Source organism: Stenotrophomonas sp. Marseille-Q5258, from assembly GCF_946900935.1.
Classification (GTDB): Bacteria; Pseudomonadota; Gammaproteobacteria; order Xanthomonadales; family Xanthomonadaceae; genus Stenotrophomonas; species Stenotrophomonas nematodicola.
Window position 1 is genome coordinate 1 of the sequence record NZ_CAMPPN010000002.1, and the last position, 19553, is coordinate 19553.

Sequence of the window (19553 nt, forward strand, 5' to 3'; positions counted from 1 at the left end):
CGTACCGCCCCCCCGACTGCCGCGCTGCACGCGGGCAGCCGACCGACGGTCGGCTCCACCGTCGGGGCACCCGCTCCCGCCACCCCATAAAAAAACCCCGCCGAAGCGGGGTTTTTTCATCAACGCACCAACGCGGAGATCAATCGATATCCAGGAAGCTGCGCAGCTGCTCGGAGCGGCTCGGGTGACGCAGCTTGCGCAGCGCCTTGGCTTCGATCTGGCGGATGCGCTCGCGGGTGACGTCGAACTGCTTGCCGACTTCCTCAAGGGTGTGGTCGGTGTTCATGTCGATGCCGAAGCGCATGCGCAGCACCTTGGCTTCCCTCGGGGTGAGGCCGGCCAGCACGTCGCGCACGGTTTCAGACAGATTGATGTTGGTGGTGTTCTCGATCGGGGACTCCACGTTGGTGTCCTCGATGAAGTCGCCCAGATGGGAATCCTCGTCGTCGCCGATCGGGGTTTCCATCGAGATCGGCTCCTTGGCGATCTTCATCACCTTGCGGATCTTGTCTTCCGGCATGTCCATTTCCTTGGCCAGCTCCTCCGGCGTGGCCTCGCGGCCGTACTGCTGGAGCATCTGGCGGGAAATGCGGTTCAACTTGTTGATCGTTTCGATCATGTGCACCGGAATACGGATGGTGCGGGCCTGATCGGCGATCGAACGGGTGATGGCCTGGCGGATCCACCAGGTCGCATACGTGGAGAACTTGTAGCCGCGGCGGTACTCGAACTTGTCCACGGCCTTCATCAGGCCGATGTTGCCTTCCTGGATCAGGTCGAGGAACTGCAGGCCTCGGTTGGTGTACTTCTTGGCGATGGAGATCACCAGACGAAGGTTGGCCTCGACCATTTCCTTCTTGGCCTTGCGCGCCTTGGCTTCACCGTAGGCCATCGCCCGGCTGATTTCCTTCAGCTCTTCCAGTTCCAGCCAGGTGGTCTTCTCGATGTCGATCGTGGCCTGCTGCTCGGCGATGATCTGGTCCTTCACATCACGCAGGGCCGAGGACCACTTCTGCTTGCGCTTGAGGGCGTCTTCCACCCATTCCAGGTTGGTCTGGTTGCCTTCCCAGGAACGGATGAAGTCCTTGCGCGGCATCCGCGCGGTCACGGTCGCCAGGTTCAGCACGCGGCGCTCGTGGGACTTGATGTCGGCCATGACGTCGCGCAGCTGCTTGACCAGCACGTCGGTCAGCGGCAGCGGCAGCTTCAGGGTCACGAACACGGCGGCCATGTCGTCGCGCAGCTTGGCCAGCGGCTTGCGGTCGCCCTTGGCCGCCGCCTTCTTGAACGCGGCATAGGCGTCGGTCAGCGCCTGCATGCGGCGCGCGACTTCTTCCGGGTCCGGGCCGGTCGGGCCGGCGTCTTCCTCGGCGTCGACGTCGTCGTCTTCGTCCTCGTCGGCATCAGCGTCGGCGTCGTCGCTGGTGTCTTCGGCCACGGCCGGGGCCGGGACTTCCTCGACCAGATCGTTGAAGCCGACGATCACTTCGGCCAGGCGCTTCTTGCCTTCCTTGTGCGCGTCGTAATCGGCGAGCAGGGTTTCGACCGACACCGGGAAGGTGCCGAGCGCAGCCTGGACCTGGCCCAGGCCTTCTTCGATACGCTTGGCGATGGCGATTTCGCCTTCGCGGGTCAGCAGTTCGACGGTACCCATTTCGCGCATGTACATGCGCACCGGGTCGGTGGTGCGGCCACCTTCGGTGTCGAGCGCGCTCAGCGCGGCGGCGGCTTCTTCGGCCGCGGTGTCATCGACTTCGCGGTTGCCGGTGTTGCCATCGTTGAGCAACAGGGTTTCGGCATCGGGTGCAACTTCATGGACATCGATGCCCATGCCGTTGATCATGCCGATGATATCTTCGATCTGCTCCGGGTCGACGATGTCGTCGGGCAGGTGGTCATTGACTTCGGCGTAGGTCAGGTAGCCCTGTTCCAGGCCCTTGCTGATCAGAAGCTTGATGTCGTTTTGCTGGGCAGGACGTTCGTTGGCCATGTAGTGCTCGCGCCACCGGCTGGGAGAGGGAATAGAACCTAGCATTATACCAGCCCGGCGCCCCGCCTTCCCGGGCGGTGGTCCCGGGGCTAGGGTCTGAGCAGGAAGGTCACGGGACCATCATTGACCAGGCTGACAACCATATGGGCACCAAACCGCCCGGTTTCCACCCCTGGGGCGTGCTTTTGACGGCATGTTTCGACCAGTTGGTTGAATCCACGTTCAGCCTCCGCAGGCGCGGCGGCGGTACTGAAGCCCGGCCGCATGCCGCTGGCGGTGTCCGCCGCCAGGGTGAACTGGCTGACCAGCAGCAGGCCACCCCCGGTATCGAGCAGCGATCGGTTCATTTTTCCGCCCTCGTCGCCAAAGACACGGTAACCAAGCAGGCGATCGGCCATCCGCCGGATCTGCGCGTCGGTGTCGCCCGGCTCCATGCCGACCAGGGCCAGCAGCCCTGGCCCGATCTGCCCGACCACGGCATCGTCGACGCGGACACTGGCTTGGCTGACGCGCTGGATGAGAACAAGCATGGCAGGGCTTCCGTGGCAGAGGGAGGACCACCTTAGAGCCTGGGGGTGCGGTTGGCGATCCGGACCGTGGGCGGGCTGCGGATGCTCCCGCACCGCCCAGCGGCTAGACTTCCACGTGATGAAACCGCATACCACCGCCCGCCTGGCCTATCGCGCCGCTGCCCTGTTCACCCGCCTGCCCTGGGCCTGGCTGCGTGGGTTCGCCGCCGCCCTGGCCTGGTTGTGGATCCGCCTCAATGCCCGCGAGAGCCGGGTGACCCGACGCAATCTGGAGCTGGCCTACCCCGAGCTGGCCCCGGCCGACCGCGCGGCGCTGCACAAGGCGGTGCTGCGCTCGACCGCGATGCAGGCCATCGAAACGCTGCGGCTGTGGACCCAGCCCCGCGAGCGCAACCTGGCCTGCCTGACCGAGCGTCACGGCGAGGCCCTGTACGACGCCGCGCTGGCCTCGGGCAGGGGCGTGATCGTGGCCGCCCCGCATTACGGCAACTGGGAGCTGCTGAACCAGTGGCTGGCCTCGCGCGGGCCCATCGCCATCGTCTACAAGGCGCCCGATGAAGCGGTGGGCGACGCCTTCCTGCAGCTGGTGCGTGGCGGCGACAACGTGCAGCAGGTGCGCGCCGAGGGCCCGGCCGTGCGCCAGCTGTTCAAGGTACTCAAGGACGGCGGGGCCACCGGCATCCTGCCCGACCAGCAGCCGAAGGCCGGCGACGGCGTGTTCGCGCCCTTCTTCGGCATCGAGGCGCTGACCATGACCCTGGTCAACCGGCTCGCCGAGCGTACCGGGGCGACCGTGCTGTACGGCTGGTGCGAGCGGATCGGCCCGGACATGCAGTTCGCCCTGCACATCGAGCCGGCGCCGCCGACGGTGGCCGACCCGGACCCGCGCACCGCCGCCAGCGCGCTCAATGCCGGGATTGAACGGATCGCGCGCCGCGATCCGAGCCAGTACCAGTGGACCTACAAGCGCTACACGCTGCGCCCGCCGGAAAGCGGCGAAGTGGACCCTTACGCCACCGAGGAACACCCGCACTGAATGCGACGCTGTGTCGCGCCCGGGCGCGATTGGAATCGTCGCCCCTCGTCCCCACTGTGAACCCACGATGTCCCCCACGGCCCCTGCCATGTCTGATGCTGCTTCTTCCCTGTTCGGCGATCCGGCCGCGATCCGCTGCGAGCGCGCGGTCGCCGAGCTGCGTGCCGGCCGCCCGGTGGTGATCGATGACAGCCACGGCCAGCGCCTGGCGTTCATCGCCCTGGACAGCAGCACCCGCAGCAGCTTCGGTGCCTTCGCCGAGGCCGCGGCCGGCCAGCACTACCTGTTCCTCACCGCCACCCGCGCGCGGGTGCTGGGCGTGGCGGCCGAACATGGCGCGCGCGTGCCGCTGGCCGGTATCGATTTCGATGCACTGCCATCGTTGGGCTACCTGCGCGAACCGGAGGCGATGCCGCCAGGCTGGAGCGCCGGCCAGGCGCTGGACGACGGCGCGATCGAAGTGGCGCGGCTGGGCCTGTTGCTGCCGGCCACGGTCGGGGTGCTGCTGGACCCGGCCGATACCCGCTTCGACAGCTGCGCGCAGGTCTCTCTGTGCGACCTGCACCAGGGCGCCGAGCAGGCCGCCCATGCCTACGAGCTGGTGGCGCGCTCGCCGGTGCCGTTGCGCGACGTCGGCATGACCGAGTTCGCGGTGTTCCGCGGCGGCGTCGCCCAGCGCGACCAGGTGGCGATCATCGTCGGCACCCCGGATCTGTCCGGCGTGGTGCCGGTACGCGTGCACTCGTCCTGCCTGACCGGGGATCTGTTCGGCTCGCTCAAGTGCGACTGCGGCGATCAGCTGCGCCGCGGCCTGCGCAAGCTCAAGGATCTTGGCGGTGGCGTGCTGCTGTATCTGGACCAGGAAGGGCGCGGTACCGGTATCGCCGCCAAGATGCGCGCGTACGGTTATCAACATGACGGCCTGGACACCATCGACGCCGATGCACAGCTCGGCTTCGGCGCCGACGAACGCCGCTACGGCAGCGCGGCGGCGATGCTGCAGGGCCTGGGCGTGTCGCGGGTGCAGCTGCTCAGCAACAACCCCACCAAGGCCCAGCGCCTGCGCCATGCAGGTATCGAGGTGGTGGAGTGCGTGCCGGTCACCGGCGACATCACCGTCGAGAACGAGCACTACCTGCGCACCAAGGCCGAGCGCGCGGGGCACCTGCTCGATGTCGACGCGCTGATCCAGGCCGCGCAGTAACCGGGCAACCTGCTACCGTCTGCGCCACGGGCGCCGGTTGCTGACGCGGGCGTCCGGCCCTGTCCACGCCGAGCGCCCTGCCTTGACCGAGTCCATCGATCCCGTCGTGCCGCCCGCGCTGCCGCTTCCGGCAGCCTGGCAGCCGTTGCCGCTGCGTGCGGCCTCCATTGCCGCAGCCAGCGGCGCGCTGACCGGCGCGCTGCTGCCCGGCGGCGCGCTCGGTGCCGGCTGGTTCCTGCTGGCGCTGCCCGGGCGATGGTGGGGCGTGGCCGCGATGGTGGTGCTCGGCGCACTGATCGGCGCGGTGATTGGCTTCCGCCGTCAGCGCCGCACGTCGTGGCGCCTGGATGCGCGCGGGCTGGGCCTGCGCCGCGAGCTGCTGTGGCAGCAGGAAACCCATGTCCCGATCTCGCGCGTACAGCACCTGGACCTGCGTCGCGGGCCGATCGAGCGTAGTGCAGGGCTGGCCACGCTGGTGGTGCACACCGCCGGCAGCCGCATGAGTGCGGTCTCGATCAGTGGCCTGGACCAGGCCGATGCCGAGCGCCTGCGCGACACCCTGGCCCACCAGCTCGACCAGGACGACGACGCCCTGTGAGCACCCCGGCCCCCGAAACTCCGGCACCCGAGCAACGCCTGCATCCGTGGTCGTGGTTGTTCGTGCTGCTGATGCAGCTGCGCCAATCCCTGCTGCCGCTGGTGGCGCTGGTGGTGTTCGGCAACCGCGGCGACCGCGACCAGCTGTGGCTCACACTGGGCCCGCTGATCGCCGTGGTGGGGCTGGTAGCGTACGCCCTGCTGCAGTACCTGACCTACCGCTACCAGATCGGGCGCGATGCGATCACCGTGCGCAGCGGGGTGGTGTCGCGCAACCGCCGCGAGATTCCGTTCGCGCGCATCCACAACGTGGTGGTGCACCAGAATCCGCTGCACCGGCTGTTCGGCGTGGCCGAGCTGAAGCTGGAATCGGCCGGCGGCAACCGGCCGGAAGCGGAGATGCGCGTGCTCAAGCTGGACCAGGCACTCGCACTGGAAGCACTGGTCCGCCAGCGTGGGCAACCGACGGTGGCCGTCGCCGCGCCCGGCGCGACCGAACCGCCACCACTTCCCACCGACCCGGTGCTGCTGCGGCTGGGCGCACGCGACGTGCTGCGCATCGGGCTGCTGTCCGACCGTGGCTGGGTGGTGGTGCTGGCGGCCGTGGGCGCGGTGATGCAGTTTGTGCCGAGCGGGACGGTCTCCGACGTACTCGACAACGGCAGCCGGCAGGCGTTCGGCTACGCCAGCCACCTGCATCCCAGCACTTGGATGTGGGTCGTGGCCGGTGCCTCCGCGCTGCTGGTGTTCTGGCTGCTGCTGCGGGCGCTGTCGGTGACGCTGGCCTTCCTGCGCTACCACGGTTTCCAGCTCAGCGAGCACGAGCGACGCCTCACCGTGTCCAGTGGCCTGCTGACCCGGTTGCGCACCAGCGTGGCGCGGCGTCGGATCCAGGCCTGGACCCTGCGCGAGAGTCCCCTGCAGCGCCTGTTCGGGCGTCGCCATCTGGGCATCGACATCGCCGCCAGCACCCCGGGCGATGGCGAACGGCGCGACCTGCGCGAGCTGGCCCCCTTGGCCACGCCGGCCGCGTGCGATGCGCTGGTGCAGCACCTGCTGCCGCATGCGCAGTGGCCGCCGGCCACGTGGCAGCCGGTGGATCGGCGCGGCTGGTGGCGGCTGTGCCTGCCGGCGCTGGTGATCGCTCTGCTGCTGGCTGCCGGTGCCGTGTGGGAAGACCAGCGCTGGGGCCTGCTGGTGCTGCTGTGGCTGCCGTGGTCGGCGTTCAGCGCGCGGCGGCGTATGGCGCGCATGGGCTACTACGTGGACGACGCACTGGTGGCCGTCCGCGGCGGCTGGTGGCACCGCTGGTGGCGGTTCGCCGAGGTGGACAAGGTGCAGGCGCTGCGCCTGTCACGCTCGCCGCTGGACCGTTGGCTGGGCACTGCCAGCCTCTGGCTGGATACGGCCGGTGCCGGCGGCAGCCTCCCGCTGTGCCTGCGCTACCTGCCCGACGCCGAGGCCCGCGCGTTGCAGGCGCAGCTGGGCGATGCGCTGGCCAGGCGCCGGCTGCACTGGTAGACGCGCGGCCGGGGGCCCACCCTCAGCGCCTGGACGGCCCCCAGTATCCCAGGTCGCGGCGGATCTGCAGGCCCCGCGTCCAGGCGCCGAACGGTTTGCGTTTGAGGCGGCCCAGTTCCCCGGCCAGGAAGTCCTCGGTGGCCGCGATCACCCGTTCGCTGGAACAGCCGTCGCGATAGGGATGGATCGCATCGGCATAGCGGCGGATCTCGGCCATCAAGGCCGGCTCCGGCGCCAGTGCGCGCGCCAGCATCGCCGGCAGCTGCGCCGCATCGTCGAAGTCGATCATGTGCGGCTGCGGCACCCGGTTGCGGAAGGTCACCACCGGTTTGTGCTGCACCACGAACTCGGACACGATCGACGAGGTGTCCGACACCAGCACATCCGCCGCCCGCTGCGCGGCCATCACCTGCTCGGGCTCGATAAAGGCGGCGTTGGCGCCGGCCAGCGCGCGGTAGCGGTCAAACAGCGCGGGGGGACATTTGGGATGCAGGGTCAACAGCCAGTAGCGGTCGCCGCGGGCGATGTCGGCGGCGATCGGGTCATACAGGTGCGGCGCCGCACTCAGCCGCTCGGTGAAGGTGGAGCCGAACAGGATCACCGGGCGCGCCTGGGCAGGGGCGCGCAGGGCGGCCGACAGGCCACCGTCATCGCGGAACAGCGGGTCCAGCTTGGGCCAACCGGTTTCGGCGACGGCGAAATGGCCATCGCGCATGGCGAGGTCACGGAACGGCGTGGTGGTCGCCGGACCCTGCGTGCAGTACAGGTCGAACAGACCGCGCACCCGGAAGTGGCCGCGCGCGCTGTCGCGCTTCTGCACGTTGAAGCCGTGGAAGACCTGTACTTTGGCCCCGGCAATGAACGGCGGCACCCAGTTGGCGGCGCTGAACACCGCGCGCGGACGCAGCGCCAGCGCCTGCTTGAGGTCTATTCCGGGCACCCCCGGCAGCGTTGCGCCGGCCGCGCCGTCGACGAACCAGGTCGACACCGATTGCCCGGATGCGTGCAACGCCTCGGCCAGTGGGGCGAGAATAGGCAACGCATAGCGTTCCGTCGCAAACAGCAGGTACTCGGCCATCATGTCCTCCACGACCGCTCCCGTTGAACGGCCTCGCATCTCGGCCTGCATTATCGCGTTCAATGAAGCCGACCGCATCGGCGACTGCCTGGCCTCACTGGCCTTCTGCGACGAGATCATCGTCGTGGACTCCCATTCCACCGATGCCACCGTGGCCATCGCCAGCGCCGCCGGTGCCCGCGTGCTGCAGCGCGCGTTCGACGGCTTCCGCAGCCAGAAGGCCTTCTGCGTCGCGCAGGCCAGCCACGACTGGGTGCTGTGCCTGGACGCGGACGAGCGCGTCGACGACACCCTGCGCGCCTCGATCCAGAGCGCCCAGGCTGGCGGCTTCGCCGGCCATCACGGCTACCGGTTCGCGCGGCTGTCGGCCTACTTCGGCAAGTTCCTGCGTCACGGCAACGCCTATCCGGACCGGGTGATGCGGCTGTTCGACCGCCGCCACGGCGGCTGGCGCGGCAAGCGGGAGATCCATGAAGCGGCCAGCGTCGACGGTACCGTCGGCACCCTGCGCGGCGACCTGATCCATTACCCCTACCGTTCGCTGGAGCAGCAGCTGGCCAAGACCCAGCGCTATGCGCGGATGATGGCCGAACACGAGTTCGCCCGCGGCAAGCGCGCCACGCTGGGCAAGCTGGTGCTGGCCCCGGCGTGGCGCTTCTGGCGCGGCTGGCTGTTCCGCGGCGGGTTCCGCGATGGCTGGCACGGACTGGTGTACGCCTACGTGCGCGCCAACTACGTGCGCCAGAAGACCATCATGTTGTGGATGCTGCAGATCGGCCAGCCGGTGGCGGACCCGCCCCGGGATCAGCCGCCGGCCTGAGCCGGGCGCTGGCGGTGGGCGTGTCCCTGCAGGACCGACAGGCCGGTCAGCAGGGCAACGATGGTGACGTAGAAGCTCGCGGTGATCTGGTGGGCGAACATCGACTGGGTCAGGCCGCACAGGACGTAGGCCACCACCACCATGATCCCGGCTGCGGCCGGTCCGCGGAAGCCGATCTGGCCACTGCGCCGGTGCAGCCTGGCAAACACCAGCAGCGGCACGCCGTACACGGCCAGCAGCAGCAACAGCCCGGGCACCCCCTGGGTGGCCGACCACTCGGCCAGGTCATTGTGCGCGTGGCCCAGGTGGCAGCGCGGCTCGTCCGGGTCTTCGCGGCACACCGGCAGGCGAAGCATCGCGCTGTCGAAGTGGCCGATCCCCACCCCGATCAGCGGGTGGTCGAAGAACGTCTCATAGGCCACCTGCAGGCGTTCGACACGGGCGCCGGCCGAGGAATCGCTGTCGCCGCGCTCCATCCGCACCACATCGTGCTGCAGTTCGGTCAGGCGCACCTGCTCGCGCAGGCCGGGGACGGTCAACGCCAGCGTGCCGGCGATCGCCAGCAGCGCCAGCAGCACCGACAGCCGCGCCCGCCCGGTCCGCCAACGCAGGCTCATCGCCATCACCACCAGCAGGGCCACCAGCGCCGGCCATACGCCGCGGCTGCCACTGAGCACGATCGTGACGCAGCCGGCGATCATGCCCACGATCACCCACGGCCAGCGGTGGTGCGGGCGACAGAACACGAGCAGCACCATCAGCATCAGCACGATGTCGGCCAGCACGATCGCATTGGTGCTCAGTTCGGCGCGGGGCGCCCCCCCCATCACCTGCACCACCGACAACACCATCACCGCCAGCAGGCCGACCAGCGAACCAGCCCACAGCCAGTGCAGCGCCGGGCGCAGCGCGCAGACCCACAGAATGATCCACGGGATCACGACGAAGCGGGAGCGGTTGTCGATATCGCGCAGGCCCTGCTCGAACAGCAGCATCGACACCAGCGACAGTGCGATCACCGCCAGCATCAGCCAGCCCAGCACCACCAGCGGACGACCGGCCATGACCCGCGCGCGCCACAGCTCCAGCGGTGCCAGCAGGCTGCCCAGCAACAGCAGCAGGCCGTACGGCAGCAGGTTCTGCGGCACGCTGAGGATCAGCGCCGGCAGGCAGAACAGGCCGATGTTGGCGACCCAATGCGCCACGCCGAGACGGCCCTGCAAGGGCGGGAATGACGCCACGTCGGTCGTGCTGGACGCGCCTTGCTGCTTCATTGCCAACCTCGATTACCACGCCCAGGCCGCAAGGCCCATTGACACGACCGGCGCGACCGGCGCCCACGGAGCGGCCTGCGGACCTGGATGGCCCGATGACCCCGGCTATCTTTACTCATCGCCATCGATTCTGTGCAACTCGCGTTCGCGCTTCTGTTCAGCCGCCGTGGCCGTACAGGGACCGCGGATATCACTGGCCCGCACCAACCACCAACGACGCCGGTTGGCGACCCCGGCCAGCGTGGCGCTGTCGCGATCCACGCAGCCCAGCAGCGCGTCTTCCTGCACCAGCAGCCAGCGCTGCGCGGGGGCCTGCATCTGCCACTCCACGCCGTCGCGCAGCTGGTTGTCCCAGCGTCGGTTGAATCCGAAGGTGGTGGCCGCGCGGTCGGCCATCAGCAGGTTCTGCTCCTTCCAGGCCACCAGGCCCAGCTCCGCATCCGGGCCGATCCGCTGGCCGACCTGCTGCATCAGCCCGCGCGCGGAACTGGAATCGTTGAACAGCGGATAGCCGATCAGCCCGTAGGCCACCCAGGCCATCGCCAGCGTGGCGATCGCCGCCACGTGGAAGCGCCGGCGCCCGCTGAACACCAGGCTCATCACCGCGCCGCAGCCCAGTGCGATGCCGATCCAGGCCAGGCCGCTGGTCACCGCGGTGTCGATGCCGCGCTTGATGATCAGGCTGCGTTCGAAGCCGGGCTCGCCCCCGAGCATGGCGATGCCCACGCCCAGCAGCGCCAGTGCCAGCACGGCAGTGAAGGCGCCCATCAGCCATTGCACGTCGCGCCGCCGCAGCAGCCCGGGCAGCAGCGGGGCCAACGCCAGGCAGAACATCGGCAGCGCCGGCAGGATATAGACATCGCGCTTGCCGTGCGGGATCGAGAAAAACAGCACGATCAGCAGCCACCAGCCCAGCAGCATCAGGTAGCGTGGATCGCGCCGCCGCAGCCGCCGCCACCAGGCCGGAACCGCCCACGGCAGGACCAGGAAGGCGGGAAGCCACATCGACGGCATGGTGGCCAGGAAGTACCACCACGGCTGGTGGTGATCCCAGGACTGGGCGTAGCGCTTGGCGGTCTGGCGGAACAGGATGTCGTCCAGGTAGGCCCGGTACTCGGCCGAACCGCTGCCCAGCGCGGTCAGCACCATCGGCACGAACCACATCGCGATGGCCAGCACGAATGCCAGCGGCGCCAGCCAGAAGCGGGCATCGCGGATGTGCAGCCTGACCCGCGGCCATCCGAGCAGCGACGCCGTGGCCGCGGGCACAATCATCAGCAGCGCGAGCACACCCACGCCCTTGGTGATCACGCCCAGCCCGGCCGCGAACCAGCCCAGCCACCACCATCGCCACGCCGGCCCACACAGCAGGTGGCGCAGCAGGCCGTAATTGGCCAGGGTGATGAAGAACACCACCAGCGGATCGATCTGCGCCTTTTTCGACTGGAAGGTGAAATGCACCGCAAACAGCAGCGCCCAGGCGGCATACAGCCCCACCCGCCGCGTCCACAGGCGCCGTCCCAGGTCGTAGACGCAGGCCAGCGTACCCAGCGCCGCCAGCAGCGACGGCAGCAGGAACGCCACGCGCCAGTCGCCGATCAGGCGATACAGGATCGCCTGCGACCACATCAGCATCGGCGGCTTGTCCGAGTAAAGCTCGGTGCCGCGATGCGGGAACAGCCAATCGCCACTGGTCACCATCTGTTTGGCGACCAATGCGAAGCGGGGTTCATCGGAGGGCCACGGGTCGCGCAGGCCAAGACCGGCCCCCAGCACAAGCAGGGCCATCAGGGCGAGCAACCAGAACTCTCGGGACGCGCGGGTGTTGAGCATGGGGCGCGATTCTAGCGGTGTTGGCCTAACCCTTCTTTAGCAGACGCGCATAGAAGAAGCCGTCAGCGCCGTTTTCACCCGGCAGGCGCTGTCGCCCGGCCCAGGAATCGTGGCCGAATGCGTCACCCAGCGGCAGGAAACCGGCGTTGCGCGTGCGCTGCAGGAAGGCCTCCACCTGGAACTGGTTTTCCTCGCGCAGGATCGAGCAGGTGGCATACAGCAACGTGCCGCCAGGCGCGAGCATCGTCCAGCAGGCATCCAGCAGGCGGGCCTGCAGCGCGACCAGCGCCTCGATATCGGTCTCGCGCCGATGCAGCAGCACATCGGGCTGGCGGCGGATGATGCCGGTGGCCGAACACGGCGCGTCCAGCAGAATCGCGTCGAACGGCTGGCCATCCCACCACGCGGCCGGATCGCCCGCATCGCCGGCACGCACCTGCGCGTGTTCGCCGACGCCGGTGCGCGCGAAGGTCTCGCCGATGCGCTTGAGCCGGCGTGGATCGATGTCCAGCGCGAGCAGGTGCAGGCTGGGGTCGCGTTCGAGCAGGTGGGCGGACTTGCCGCCCGGCGCGGCGCAGGCGTCCAGCACCCGGATTCCCGGGCGCAGCGACATGGCGTCGGCGACCTGCTGGGCCGACAGGTCCTGGACCGACAGCGCGCCTTCGGCAAAGCCCGGCAGGGCCGATACGGCCACCGGCGTCGGCAGGCGGATCGCGTCCGGCGCGATCGGCGACGCCTCGGCGGCGATGCCGGCCGCCTCCAGCCGCTGCAGCATCGTGTCGCGATCGCCGTGCTGGCGGTTGACCCGCAGCCACAGCGGTGCCGGCTGCAGGCTGGCCTCGAATACCGCATCGGCCTGGTCCGGCCAGTCCTGTTCGATCCTGTCGGCCATCCACAGCGGGAACGCCGCGCGCGCCGGCTGCGGGGGGATGCCCTCGCGCTGGGCGCGGCGCAGCAGCGCGTTGACCATGCCGGCCTGGCGTTCGCGGCCCAGCGCGCGCGCGGCATCGACCGTGGCCGACAGCGCGGCGTGCGCCGGCAGTTCCAGCGCATCCAGCTGGGCGAAGCCGACCAGCAGCAATGCGCGCAGTTCGTCTTCGCGCACGCTCAGCGGGCGCTGCATCCACTGCGCCAGTGCCGCGTCGTACGCATTGCGCCGGCGCAGCACCGCAAAGCACAGCGCTTCGAGCAGCGCGCGGTCGCGGCTGTCATCGAGCGTGGGCAAAGCGGTGGAGAGCTCGGCCTTGAGCGACCGGCCGCGGCCGATCACCTGGGCCAGCACCTTGGCGGCCAGCACGCGGGTGGGCACGCCGGGCGCCATCGCAGCGCGCGGCGCGGCCTGTTTTTCCTGCCGGGGATGGGCCATCTCAGGCGCCCACGGCCAGGTCGCGGCGGGCATTGAGGTAGTCCGCTGCGGTGATCGCCTTGCCGCCTTCGCGCTGCAGCACGCGCAGGCGCAGCGCGCCCTGGCCGCAGGCGATGTCGATGCCTTCGCGGGCCGCCGCCAGCAGGGTGCCGGGCGCCTTGCCCTTGTTGTCGGGCAGCGCCACTGCACCGTGAATGCGCACGCGCTCACCGGCCAGCTGCGCTTCGGCAATCGGCCAGGGATTGAAGGCCCGCACGGTCCGTTCGAGCTGCTGGGCGTCCTGCGCCCAGTCCAGCCTAGCCTCGGCCTTGTCCAGCTTGTGCGCGTAGGTCACGCCGGCCTCGGGCTGCGGCTGGGCGATCGGCTTGATGCCGGCACGCAGCAGACCCAGGCCATCGGACAGCACCTGCGCACCAAGCTCGGCCAGGCGGTCGTGCAGCTGGCCGCCCAGCTCGCCCGCCGCAATCGGGGTGTGCTGGCGCAGCAGCACCGGGCCGGTATCCAGGCCGGCCTCCATCTGCATCAGGCACACGCCGGTTTCGGCGTCGCCGGCCTGGATCGCGCGCTGGATCGGCGCGGCACCGCGCCAGCGCGGCAGCAGCGAGGCGTGCACGTTCCAGCACCCGTGGGTGGGAATGGCGAGCACGGCCTTGGGCAGGATCAGGCCGTAGGCCACCACCACCATCAGGTCCGGCTGCAGGTCGTGAAGCTGCTGCTGCGCTTCGGGGGTCTTCAGGCTTTCCGGCTGGAACACCGGGATGCCGCGCGCGATCGCCTCCAGCTTGACCGGCGAGGGCATCAGCCCGCGCCCGCGACCGGCCGGGCGGTCGGGCTGGGTGTACACCGCAACCACCTCATGGTGGCGGGCGGCGGCCCGCAGCGACGAGACGGCGAACTCCGGCGTACCGGCAAAGACAATCCTCATGGCGACCCCACTTGCAGAAAGAAAAACGGCGCCGGTGGCCGGCGCCGCGACACCGGAAGCGGCACGCGGTCCTGCCGCGTGGCCGTTTCCGCGACCATCTCAGGCAACGTGCTTGCGCTGCTTGGCCAGCTTCTTGCGGACCATCTCGCGCTTGAGCGGCGAGAGGTAATCGATGAACAGCTTGCCGTCCAGGTGGTCCATCTCGTGCTGGATGCACACCGCCAGCACGCCGTCGGTGGTCAGTTCCTGGGCCACGCCCTGGCGGTCCAGGAAGCGCACCGTGATCTGGTTGGCGCGGGTGACGTCGGCAAAGATGCCCGGGACCGACAGGCAGCCTTCCTGGTACACCTGGCCGCCTTCATTGGCGACGATCTCGGGATTGATGAACACCCGCGGGGTGTCCTTCTCTTCGCTGACGTCGATCACCATGAAGCGCTTGTGCACGTCCACCTGGCTGGCGGCCAGGCCGATGCCCGGCGCCTCGTACATGGTGTGGAACATGTTGTCGATCAGCTCCTGGAAGGCAGGCGTGGTCACTTCGGCAGCGTCGATCAACGCGGCCTTGGTGCGCAGGCGCGGATCGGGAAACTCAAGAATGGGCAGGATGGCCATGACAATTACCGGTAGGGGGCGCCGCTGGGAACGGCGTATGGGGCGATTCTATCGCCAACGCTTGCCCTGCGCCCCGGTTTCTGGACTATAGTGCGGGCACCTGTTGGGGAATCAGGCACCACACTCATGTTTGAACGTACTCGTACGGTCGTCGCCGTGGCGCTGCTGACCGTCGCTACCTATGCTACCGCCGTTGAAATGAATGGCGGGCACCCGGATACCTATGTCGTGCGCAAAGGCGACACGTTGTGGGACATTTCCGCGCGTTTTCTGAAAAAACCGTGGCTCTGGCCGGAAATCTGGCAGGCCAACCCGCAGGTCAGCAACCCGCACCTGATCTACCCGGGCGACGTGCTGAGCCTGGCCTATCTGGATCGCGTCGTCGGCCAGCAGCCCGGCCCGCGCCAGGAAGCCCCGATCAACGCGATTCCGCTGGAGCAGGTGGAGCCGTTCCTGAAGCAGCTGAGCGTGGTCGACGAGATCGACTCGCTGCCCTACGTGGTCAGCCTGGAAGACAACCGTCTGCGTGCCACCACCGGCCAGATCGCCTACGTGCGCGGTCTGGACCAGGCCCAGGTGGGCCAGCGCTGGGCCGTGGTCCGCCCGACCGTGCGCTACGCCCTGCCCAAGCCGACCGAAGACCTGAACGCCAACGGCGACGTCATGCCCGGCAGCGGCAACCTCTGGAAGGACTTCACCGTCCCGACCAAGCGCCAGGCAACGCTGGGCTATGAGCTGGCCCAGCTCAATGTGGGCACCGTGACGCGCGTGGCCAGCGGCAACGTGGAAGTGACCACGCTGACGCTTCAGGGCCGGGTTGACGGCCGCGAAGTGCGTGCCGGTGACCGCCTGGTGCCGGTGGAAGCCAATCCGTACGACCTGCAGTTCTACCCGCACGTGCCCGCTGCCCAGACCGAGGGCCTGGACATCCGCATCCTGGCCGTGACCGACATGTTCTCGGCCGGTGGCCCGCGCGATGTGATCGCCCTGTCCGCCGGCCGCGCCGATGGTGTGGACAACGGCACGGTGGTCTCACTGTGGCGGCAGGGTCGCCATGTCGCGCACCGCATGCAGTACCCCAACTCCTCGCGGATGGACGACGCGCTGAGCACGGGCGCCGGGCGCGTCACCCTGCCCGACGAGTATGCCGCCCATGCGATGGTGTTCCGCACCTTCGACAAGGTCAGCTACGCGCTGGTGATGCAGGGCGTCAAACCGGTCCATGTGGGCTACGCAGCCAAGCATCCGGACGCCCAGTAGGGACAGACCGCTGGTCGGTACGCGGAACATCCCTACGCAAGACTCCGACGGCGCCCCAGGGCGCCGTCGGCGCATCCGGCCTACGGTGGGGGGATGACCACCCTTGCCCCCTCCCCGCTGCTCACGTTGTTGCTGGCGGGCGGCCCGACCCGCCCCCGCCGCCGCCTGCTTCATGAGCATGGTGATGCCGAGCGCGCCTTGGCCGCCGGCCCCTCGGCCTGGCGCGCAGCCGGGTGCGACGCCGCGCAATGCGGGCGACTGCAGACGCCTGATTCCGCCGCGCTGGCACGGTCCCTGCGCTGGCTGGAGCACGACAACCACCATCTGCTGGCCTGCACCCACACCGACTATCCGCCCCTGCTGCGGCAGATGCCCCAGGTGCCGCTGGCGCTGTTCGTCCAGGGTCAGCCGGCGCGGCTATGGCACCCCGGCGTGGCGGTGGTGGGCAGCCGCACGCCCAGCCCTGCCGGCGGAGAGCTGGCCGCCGAATTTGCCGGGGGTCTGGCGCGGCAGGGACTGTCGGTGATCAGCGGGCTGGCCGCCGGCGTCGATGCCCGGGCGCACGCGGCGGCGCTGGACCAGCCCGGCGGTTGCACCGTGGCGGTGGTTGCCACCGGCCTGGACCGGACCTACCCGCCACGACATGCCGCCCTGCAGGCGCGGATCGCGAGGGAGGGCGCGGTGGTCAGCGAGTACCCGCCGGGCACCACCGCCCACGCGGGCCAGTTCCCCGCCCGCAACCGCATCATCGCCGGGCTGGCGCTGGGCACCCTGGTGATCGAGGCGGCCGAGCGCTCCGGGGCGCTGATCACCGCGCGGCTGGCGGCCGAGGCCGGGCGCGAGGTGTTTGCCCTACCCGGCTCGGTGCGCAACCCGCGCGCGCGGGGCTGCCACCGCCTGATCCGCCAGGGGGCGGCGCTGGTGGAAGACGTGGCTGAGGTGATCGCGGGCCTGGATCCCCTGGCCCAGACCCTCGCCCAGGCCTTGCGAACGCGCCTGGGCACCCCCACTGAACAGGCACGGGCAGGCCGTGTGAGCGCCGCCCCCTCCTCCGACCCGGACTACCAGTGCTTGTGGCAGGCACTGGACCACGACCCAACAGGTATGGATTCCCTGATCCAACGCAGCGGATTGACGGCGGCCCGGCTGTCGGCCATGCTGCTGGTCATGGAACTGGACGGAAAGGTAATGGCCATGCATGGCCGCTACTGTCGAAAACCCTAGTTTCTTCACCTCCACAGCGTCATGGACGCAGGCCGAGGGGCAATGAAAGAGAGCATTCTGGATGTCCTGCTGTACCTGTTCGAACACTACTTCAGCGAAGACGCGGATCTTGTGCGTGATCGCGACACCCTCCAGAACAGCCTGATACAGGCCGGCTTCAGCCCCGCAGAGATCAACAAAGCCTTCGATTGGCTCGATGCCCTGGCCGAACAGCGCCCGGCCGTGGCCCAGCCGCGCGTGGACGGTCCGGTCCGGATCTACCACGGCCCGGAACTGGACAAGCTGGACGTGGAATGCCGCGGTTTCGTGCTGTTTCTGGAGCAGCACGGCATCCTTGACGCCGGCCAGCGCGAGCTGGTGCTCGACCGTGCGATGGCCCTGGACCAGGACGAACTGGACCTGGACGACCTCAAGTGGGTGGTGCTGATGGTGCTGTTCAACCAGCCTGGTGCCGAAGCCGCCTACGCCTGGATGGAAACCCAGATGTTCATTGACGAACCCGAACCGCTCCACTGACCGTACACTGAGCGCCTTGCGCATTCAGGAGCGGGCCGTGAGCGAGTGGTTCTATGCAGAAGGAAATCGTCAGCAGCGTGGGCCGCTGACGTCTGATGAGTTGATCGCGCTGTTCCAGTCCAGCCGCATCGCGCTGGATACGCTGGTATGGCGCGACGGCATGCCGCAGTGGCAGGCCCTGCGCACCGTGGCCGACGAGATCGGCCTGGTGCAGGCCCCGAGCGACCCGCCGGCCGGAGTCGACGCCGACAGCCCTGCCGCCCAGCTTCCCCCGCAGATTCCGGCCGGCCCCTATGCCAGCCAGCCGCCGCCGGCACAGCCGGTGGCCGTGCCGCAGAAGAGTCTGTCCGGCTGTGCCATCGCCGGCATCGTCGCGGCCGTCCTCGGCGTGGGTGGCCTGGCGCTCATCGGCATTCTGGCCGCGATCGCCCTGCCCGCATACCAGGACTACACCCACCGCGCAAAGGCCAGCGCGGCCTACGTCGCGCTGGCGCCGATCAAGACCCAGGTCGAGGAGTTCGTCGCCACCAACGGGCATTGCCCGGTCAATGACGATGAAGGCTTCCTGCCGGCCGATGGCTACGCGCTGGACGGCATCTCCGCGCTGCGCATCGGCCGTTTCGACAACAACCATTGCGGCATCGAGGCCGAGCTGTCGATTCCCGGCAGCACCGGCCTGGACGGCACGCTGCTGTGGCTGGACTACGATGGCGACGCCCGGCACTGGGAATGCACCGGCGGCGCGGACGACAAGTACCTGCCGACGGTCTGCCGCGGCTGAGCAACGCCTTACTTCTTCCACGGACGAGAGCAACAGGGGACACATGCAATGACCGAGTGGTACTTCGCCGACGGCGCACAACGCCAGGGGCCACTGCCCGCCGACGATCTGCGCCTGCGCTTCCAGCGCGGCGAGATCACCCTCACCACGCTGGTCTGGCGTGAGGGCTTCGACCAGTGGAAGGCGCTGGGCGATGTGGTTGAAGAACTGCAGCTGCAGAATCTGACCAACGCCACCGGGAACCTCGGCAGCGGGTTCGACCTGCGGGGCGATTACATCGCCATCGAGAACGGTACCGCCCCGCTGCCGGGCACCGGCGGCGGCACCTACTCGCCGTACAGCGTCCCGGCCAGTACCGGCAGCTATGCCGGTGCAGGCGTGGTGCAGGGCGGCGAGGTGGTCTATGCCGGCTTCTGGAAGCGGTATGCGGCCTACTTCATCGACTATGTGGTGCTGACCCTCTGCGGCGCGGTGATCGGCGGCATCGTCGGCGCCATCTTCGGCCTGGCCGTCGGTGCGATGGCGGGGTCGGACGCCGGGTCGAGCACCTCGGACATCGTCGGCGGTCTGCTCGGCATCGTGATCTCACTGGTGTACTACGCCGAGTTCCACGCCTCGGCCGGCGGCGCCACGCTGGGCAAGATGGCGGTGGGCATCAAGGTGGTGCGCAGCGATGGCCAGCGCCTGACCCGCGGCCGTGCGGTGGGCCGCTACTTTGCGACCTTCGTCAGCACCCTGACCCTGATGATCGGCTATCTGATGGCCGCCTTTACCGAGCGCAAGCAGGCGCTGCACGACCTGATGTGCGACACGGTGGTGGTCGACAAGTGGGCGTTCACCGAGAACGCGCACCTGCAAAACCGTGAACTGGGTACCGTCACGATCGTGATTCTGGTGCTGGCTGGCCTGTCCACGCTGGCCCTGATCATCGCCGCCGTGGCGATGGTGGGCGTGCTGGCCGCGATGGCCTGACGGGCGCACCCTCA

At 69.0% G+C, this 19553-nt stretch carries 18 protein-coding genes; 10 read left to right on the forward strand and 8 right to left on the reverse strand.

Translation table 11 applies throughout. From position 1 onward, the window contains the following. Positions 1-139: 139 nt before the first annotated feature. The gene (gene rpoD / locus OC534_RS01245) at positions 140-1990 is read right to left on the reverse strand and encodes an RNA polymerase sigma factor RpoD (RefSeq protein ID WP_017357507.1); all 1851 of its coding nucleotides are present in this window, start codon (positions 1988-1990) and stop codon (positions 140-142) included. Positions 1991-2079: 89 nt separating this feature from the next. Next, the gene (dtd, locus tag OC534_RS01250) at positions 2080-2520 is read right to left on the reverse strand and encodes a D-aminoacyl-tRNA deacylase (RefSeq protein WP_017357508.1); all 441 of its coding nucleotides are present in this window, start codon (positions 2518-2520) and stop codon (positions 2080-2082) included. 118 nt (positions 2521-2638) lie between these two features. On the opposite strand from dtd, the gene OC534_RS01255 reads away from it, so the two are divergent. The 4 genes from OC534_RS01255 to OC534_RS01270 all read left to right on the forward strand — a co-directional run bounded on the left by OC534_RS01255 (position 2639) and on the right by OC534_RS01270 (position 6878). After that, a complete protein-coding gene (locus OC534_RS01255; RefSeq protein WP_017357509.1) occupies positions 2639-3556 on the forward strand; it encodes a lauroyl acyltransferase in 918 nt (305 codons plus the stop codon). A 67-nt stretch (positions 3557-3623) separates the two neighbouring features. Beyond that, positions 3624-4760 (forward strand): GTP cyclohydrolase II RibA, encoded by a 1137-nt coding sequence (gene ribA / locus OC534_RS01260; protein ID WP_026071013.1) that lies wholly within the window; start codon positions 3624-3626, stop codon positions 4758-4760. A gap of 82 nt (positions 4761-4842) precedes the next feature. Continuing rightward, complete coding sequence (locus OC534_RS01265) at positions 4843-5358, forward strand: PH domain-containing protein (protein ID WP_136004458.1); 516 nt, start codon at positions 4843-4845, stop codon at positions 5356-5358. Continuing rightward, entirely contained in the window at positions 5355-6878 is a 1524-nt protein-coding gene (locus OC534_RS01270) for a PH domain-containing protein (RefSeq protein WP_229296489.1), read from the forward strand. The genes OC534_RS01265 and OC534_RS01270 overlap by 4 nt, the downstream gene beginning before the upstream one ends. A 22-nt stretch (positions 6879-6900) precedes the next feature. Here the strand turns inward: OC534_RS01270 and OC534_RS01275 are convergent, their stop codons facing one another. Beyond that, positions 6901-7959: a CDP-glycerol glycerophosphotransferase family protein gene (locus OC534_RS01275; RefSeq protein ID WP_026070936.1), complete on the reverse strand. Its 1059-nt coding sequence runs from the start codon at positions 7957-7959 to the stop codon at positions 6901-6903. Here OC534_RS01275 and OC534_RS01280 point away from each other — a divergent pair. Next, entirely contained in the window at positions 7958-8776 is an 819-nt protein-coding gene (locus OC534_RS01280; protein WP_017357127.1) for a glycosyltransferase family 2 protein, read from the forward strand. The two genes, OC534_RS01275 and OC534_RS01280, sit on opposite strands and share 2 nt — an antisense overlap. On the opposite strand, the gene OC534_RS01285 is transcribed toward OC534_RS01280, so the two are convergent. The 5 genes from OC534_RS01285 to def form a co-directional block, all read right to left on the reverse strand. Continuing rightward, on the reverse strand, positions 8761-10050 hold the full coding sequence (locus OC534_RS01285) for an O-antigen ligase (RefSeq protein WP_262071241.1): 1290 nt from the start codon (positions 10048-10050) through the stop codon (positions 8761-8763). The genes OC534_RS01280 and OC534_RS01285 overlap by 16 nt on opposite strands. A gap of 111 nt (positions 10051-10161) precedes the next feature. Next, a complete protein-coding gene (locus OC534_RS01290) occupies positions 10162-11883 on the reverse strand; it encodes a glycosyltransferase family 39 protein (RefSeq protein WP_136004460.1) in 1722 nt (573 codons plus the stop codon). A 25-nt stretch (positions 11884-11908) separates the two neighbouring features. Further along, positions 11909-13249: a 16S rRNA (cytosine(967)-C(5))-methyltransferase RsmB gene (gene rsmB / locus OC534_RS01295; protein ID WP_262071242.1), complete on the reverse strand. Its 1341-nt coding sequence runs from the start codon at positions 13247-13249 to the stop codon at positions 11909-11911. A gap of 1 nt (position 13250) precedes the next feature. Further along, positions 13251-14174, reverse strand: a complete 924-nt coding sequence (gene fmt, locus OC534_RS01300) for a methionyl-tRNA formyltransferase (RefSeq protein ID WP_017354355.1) — start codon at positions 14172-14174, stop codon at positions 13251-13253. Between the two features lie 99 nt (positions 14175-14273). Next, positions 14274-14786, reverse strand: a complete 513-nt coding sequence (gene def, locus OC534_RS01305) for a peptide deformylase (RefSeq protein ID WP_136004464.1) — start codon at positions 14784-14786, stop codon at positions 14274-14276. Positions 14787-14912: 126 nt separating this feature from the next. Here def and OC534_RS01310 point away from each other — a divergent pair, with 126 nt between their 5' ends. The 5 genes from OC534_RS01310 (at position 14913) to OC534_RS01330 (ending at position 19539) form a co-directional block, all read left to right on the forward strand. After that, positions 14913-16046: a LysM peptidoglycan-binding domain-containing protein gene (locus OC534_RS01310; protein ID WP_017354357.1), complete on the forward strand. Its 1134-nt coding sequence runs from the start codon at positions 14913-14915 to the stop codon at positions 16044-16046. Between the two features lie 93 nt (positions 16047-16139). Then, the gene (gene dprA / locus OC534_RS01315) at positions 16140-17270 is read left to right on the forward strand and encodes a DNA-processing protein DprA (protein WP_153164829.1); all 1131 of its coding nucleotides are present in this window, start codon (positions 16140-16142) and stop codon (positions 17268-17270) included. 42 nt (positions 17271-17312) lie between these two features. Beyond that, positions 17313-17786, forward strand: coding sequence for a DUF494 family protein (locus tag OC534_RS01320; protein ID WP_136004468.1), 474 nt, complete (start codon positions 17313-17315; stop codon positions 17784-17786). Between the two features lie 37 nt (positions 17787-17823). Continuing rightward, positions 17824-18567 carry a GYF domain-containing protein gene (locus OC534_RS01325; RefSeq protein ID WP_017355384.1) on the forward strand — a complete coding sequence of 248 codons (744 nt, stop codon included), beginning with the start codon at positions 17824-17826 and terminating at the stop codon, positions 18565-18567. Between the two features lie 48 nt (positions 18568-18615). Further along, a complete protein-coding gene (locus tag OC534_RS01330) occupies positions 18616-19539 on the forward strand; it encodes an RDD family protein (RefSeq protein ID WP_262071243.1) in 924 nt (307 codons plus the stop codon). The last annotated feature ends 14 nt before the right edge of the window (positions 19540-19553 follow it).

What these genes read in the sequence shown, in the direction of transcription:
- OC534_RS01280 (WP_017357127.1), top strand. Translation starts at nt 7,958, where the DNA reads ATGTCCTCCACGACCGCTCCCGTTGAACGGCCTCGCATCTCGGCCTGC.
- rpoD (WP_017357507.1), bottom strand. Translation starts at nt 1,990, where the DNA reads ATGGCCAACGAACGTCCTGCCCAGCAAAACGACATCAAGCTTCTGATC.
- OC534_RS01255 (WP_017357509.1), top strand. Translation starts at nt 2,639, where the DNA reads ATGAAACCGCATACCACCGCCCGCCTGGCCTATCGCGCCGCTGCCCTG.
- fmt (WP_017354355.1), bottom strand. Translation starts at nt 14,174, where the DNA reads ATGAGGATTGTCTTTGCCGGTACGCCGGAGTTCGCCGTCTCGTCGCTG.
- OC534_RS01290 (WP_136004460.1), bottom strand. Translation starts at nt 11,883, where the DNA reads ATGCTCAACACCCGCGCGTCCCGAGAGTTCTGGTTGCTCGCCCTGATG.
- dtd (WP_017357508.1), bottom strand. Translation starts at nt 2,520, where the DNA reads ATGCTTGTTCTCATCCAGCGCGTCAGCCAAGCCAGTGTCCGCGTCGAC.
- OC534_RS01320 (WP_136004468.1), top strand. Translation starts at nt 17,313, where the DNA reads ATGAAAGAGAGCATTCTGGATGTCCTGCTGTACCTGTTCGAACACTAC.
- dprA (WP_153164829.1), top strand. Translation starts at nt 16,140, where the DNA reads ATGACCACCCTTGCCCCCTCCCCGCTGCTCACGTTGTTGCTGGCGGGC.
- OC534_RS01275 (WP_026070936.1), bottom strand. Translation starts at nt 7,959, where the DNA reads ATGATGGCCGAGTACCTGCTGTTTGCGACGGAACGCTATGCGTTGCCT.
- OC534_RS01330 (WP_262071243.1), top strand. Translation starts at nt 18,616, where the DNA reads ATGACCGAGTGGTACTTCGCCGACGGCGCACAACGCCAGGGGCCACTG.
- OC534_RS01285 (WP_262071241.1), bottom strand. Translation starts at nt 10,050, where the DNA reads ATGAAGCAGCAAGGCGCGTCCAGCACGACCGACGTGGCGTCATTCCCG.
- rsmB (WP_262071242.1), bottom strand. Translation starts at nt 13,249, where the DNA reads ATGGCCCATCCCCGGCAGGAAAAACAGGCCGCGCCGCGCGCTGCGATG.
- def (WP_136004464.1), bottom strand. Translation starts at nt 14,786, where the DNA reads ATGGCCATCCTGCCCATTCTTGAGTTTCCCGATCCGCGCCTGCGCACC.
- ribA (WP_026071013.1), top strand. Translation starts at nt 3,624, where the DNA reads ATGTCCCCCACGGCCCCTGCCATGTCTGATGCTGCTTCTTCCCTGTTC.
- OC534_RS01310 (WP_017354357.1), top strand. Translation starts at nt 14,913, where the DNA reads ATGTTTGAACGTACTCGTACGGTCGTCGCCGTGGCGCTGCTGACCGTC.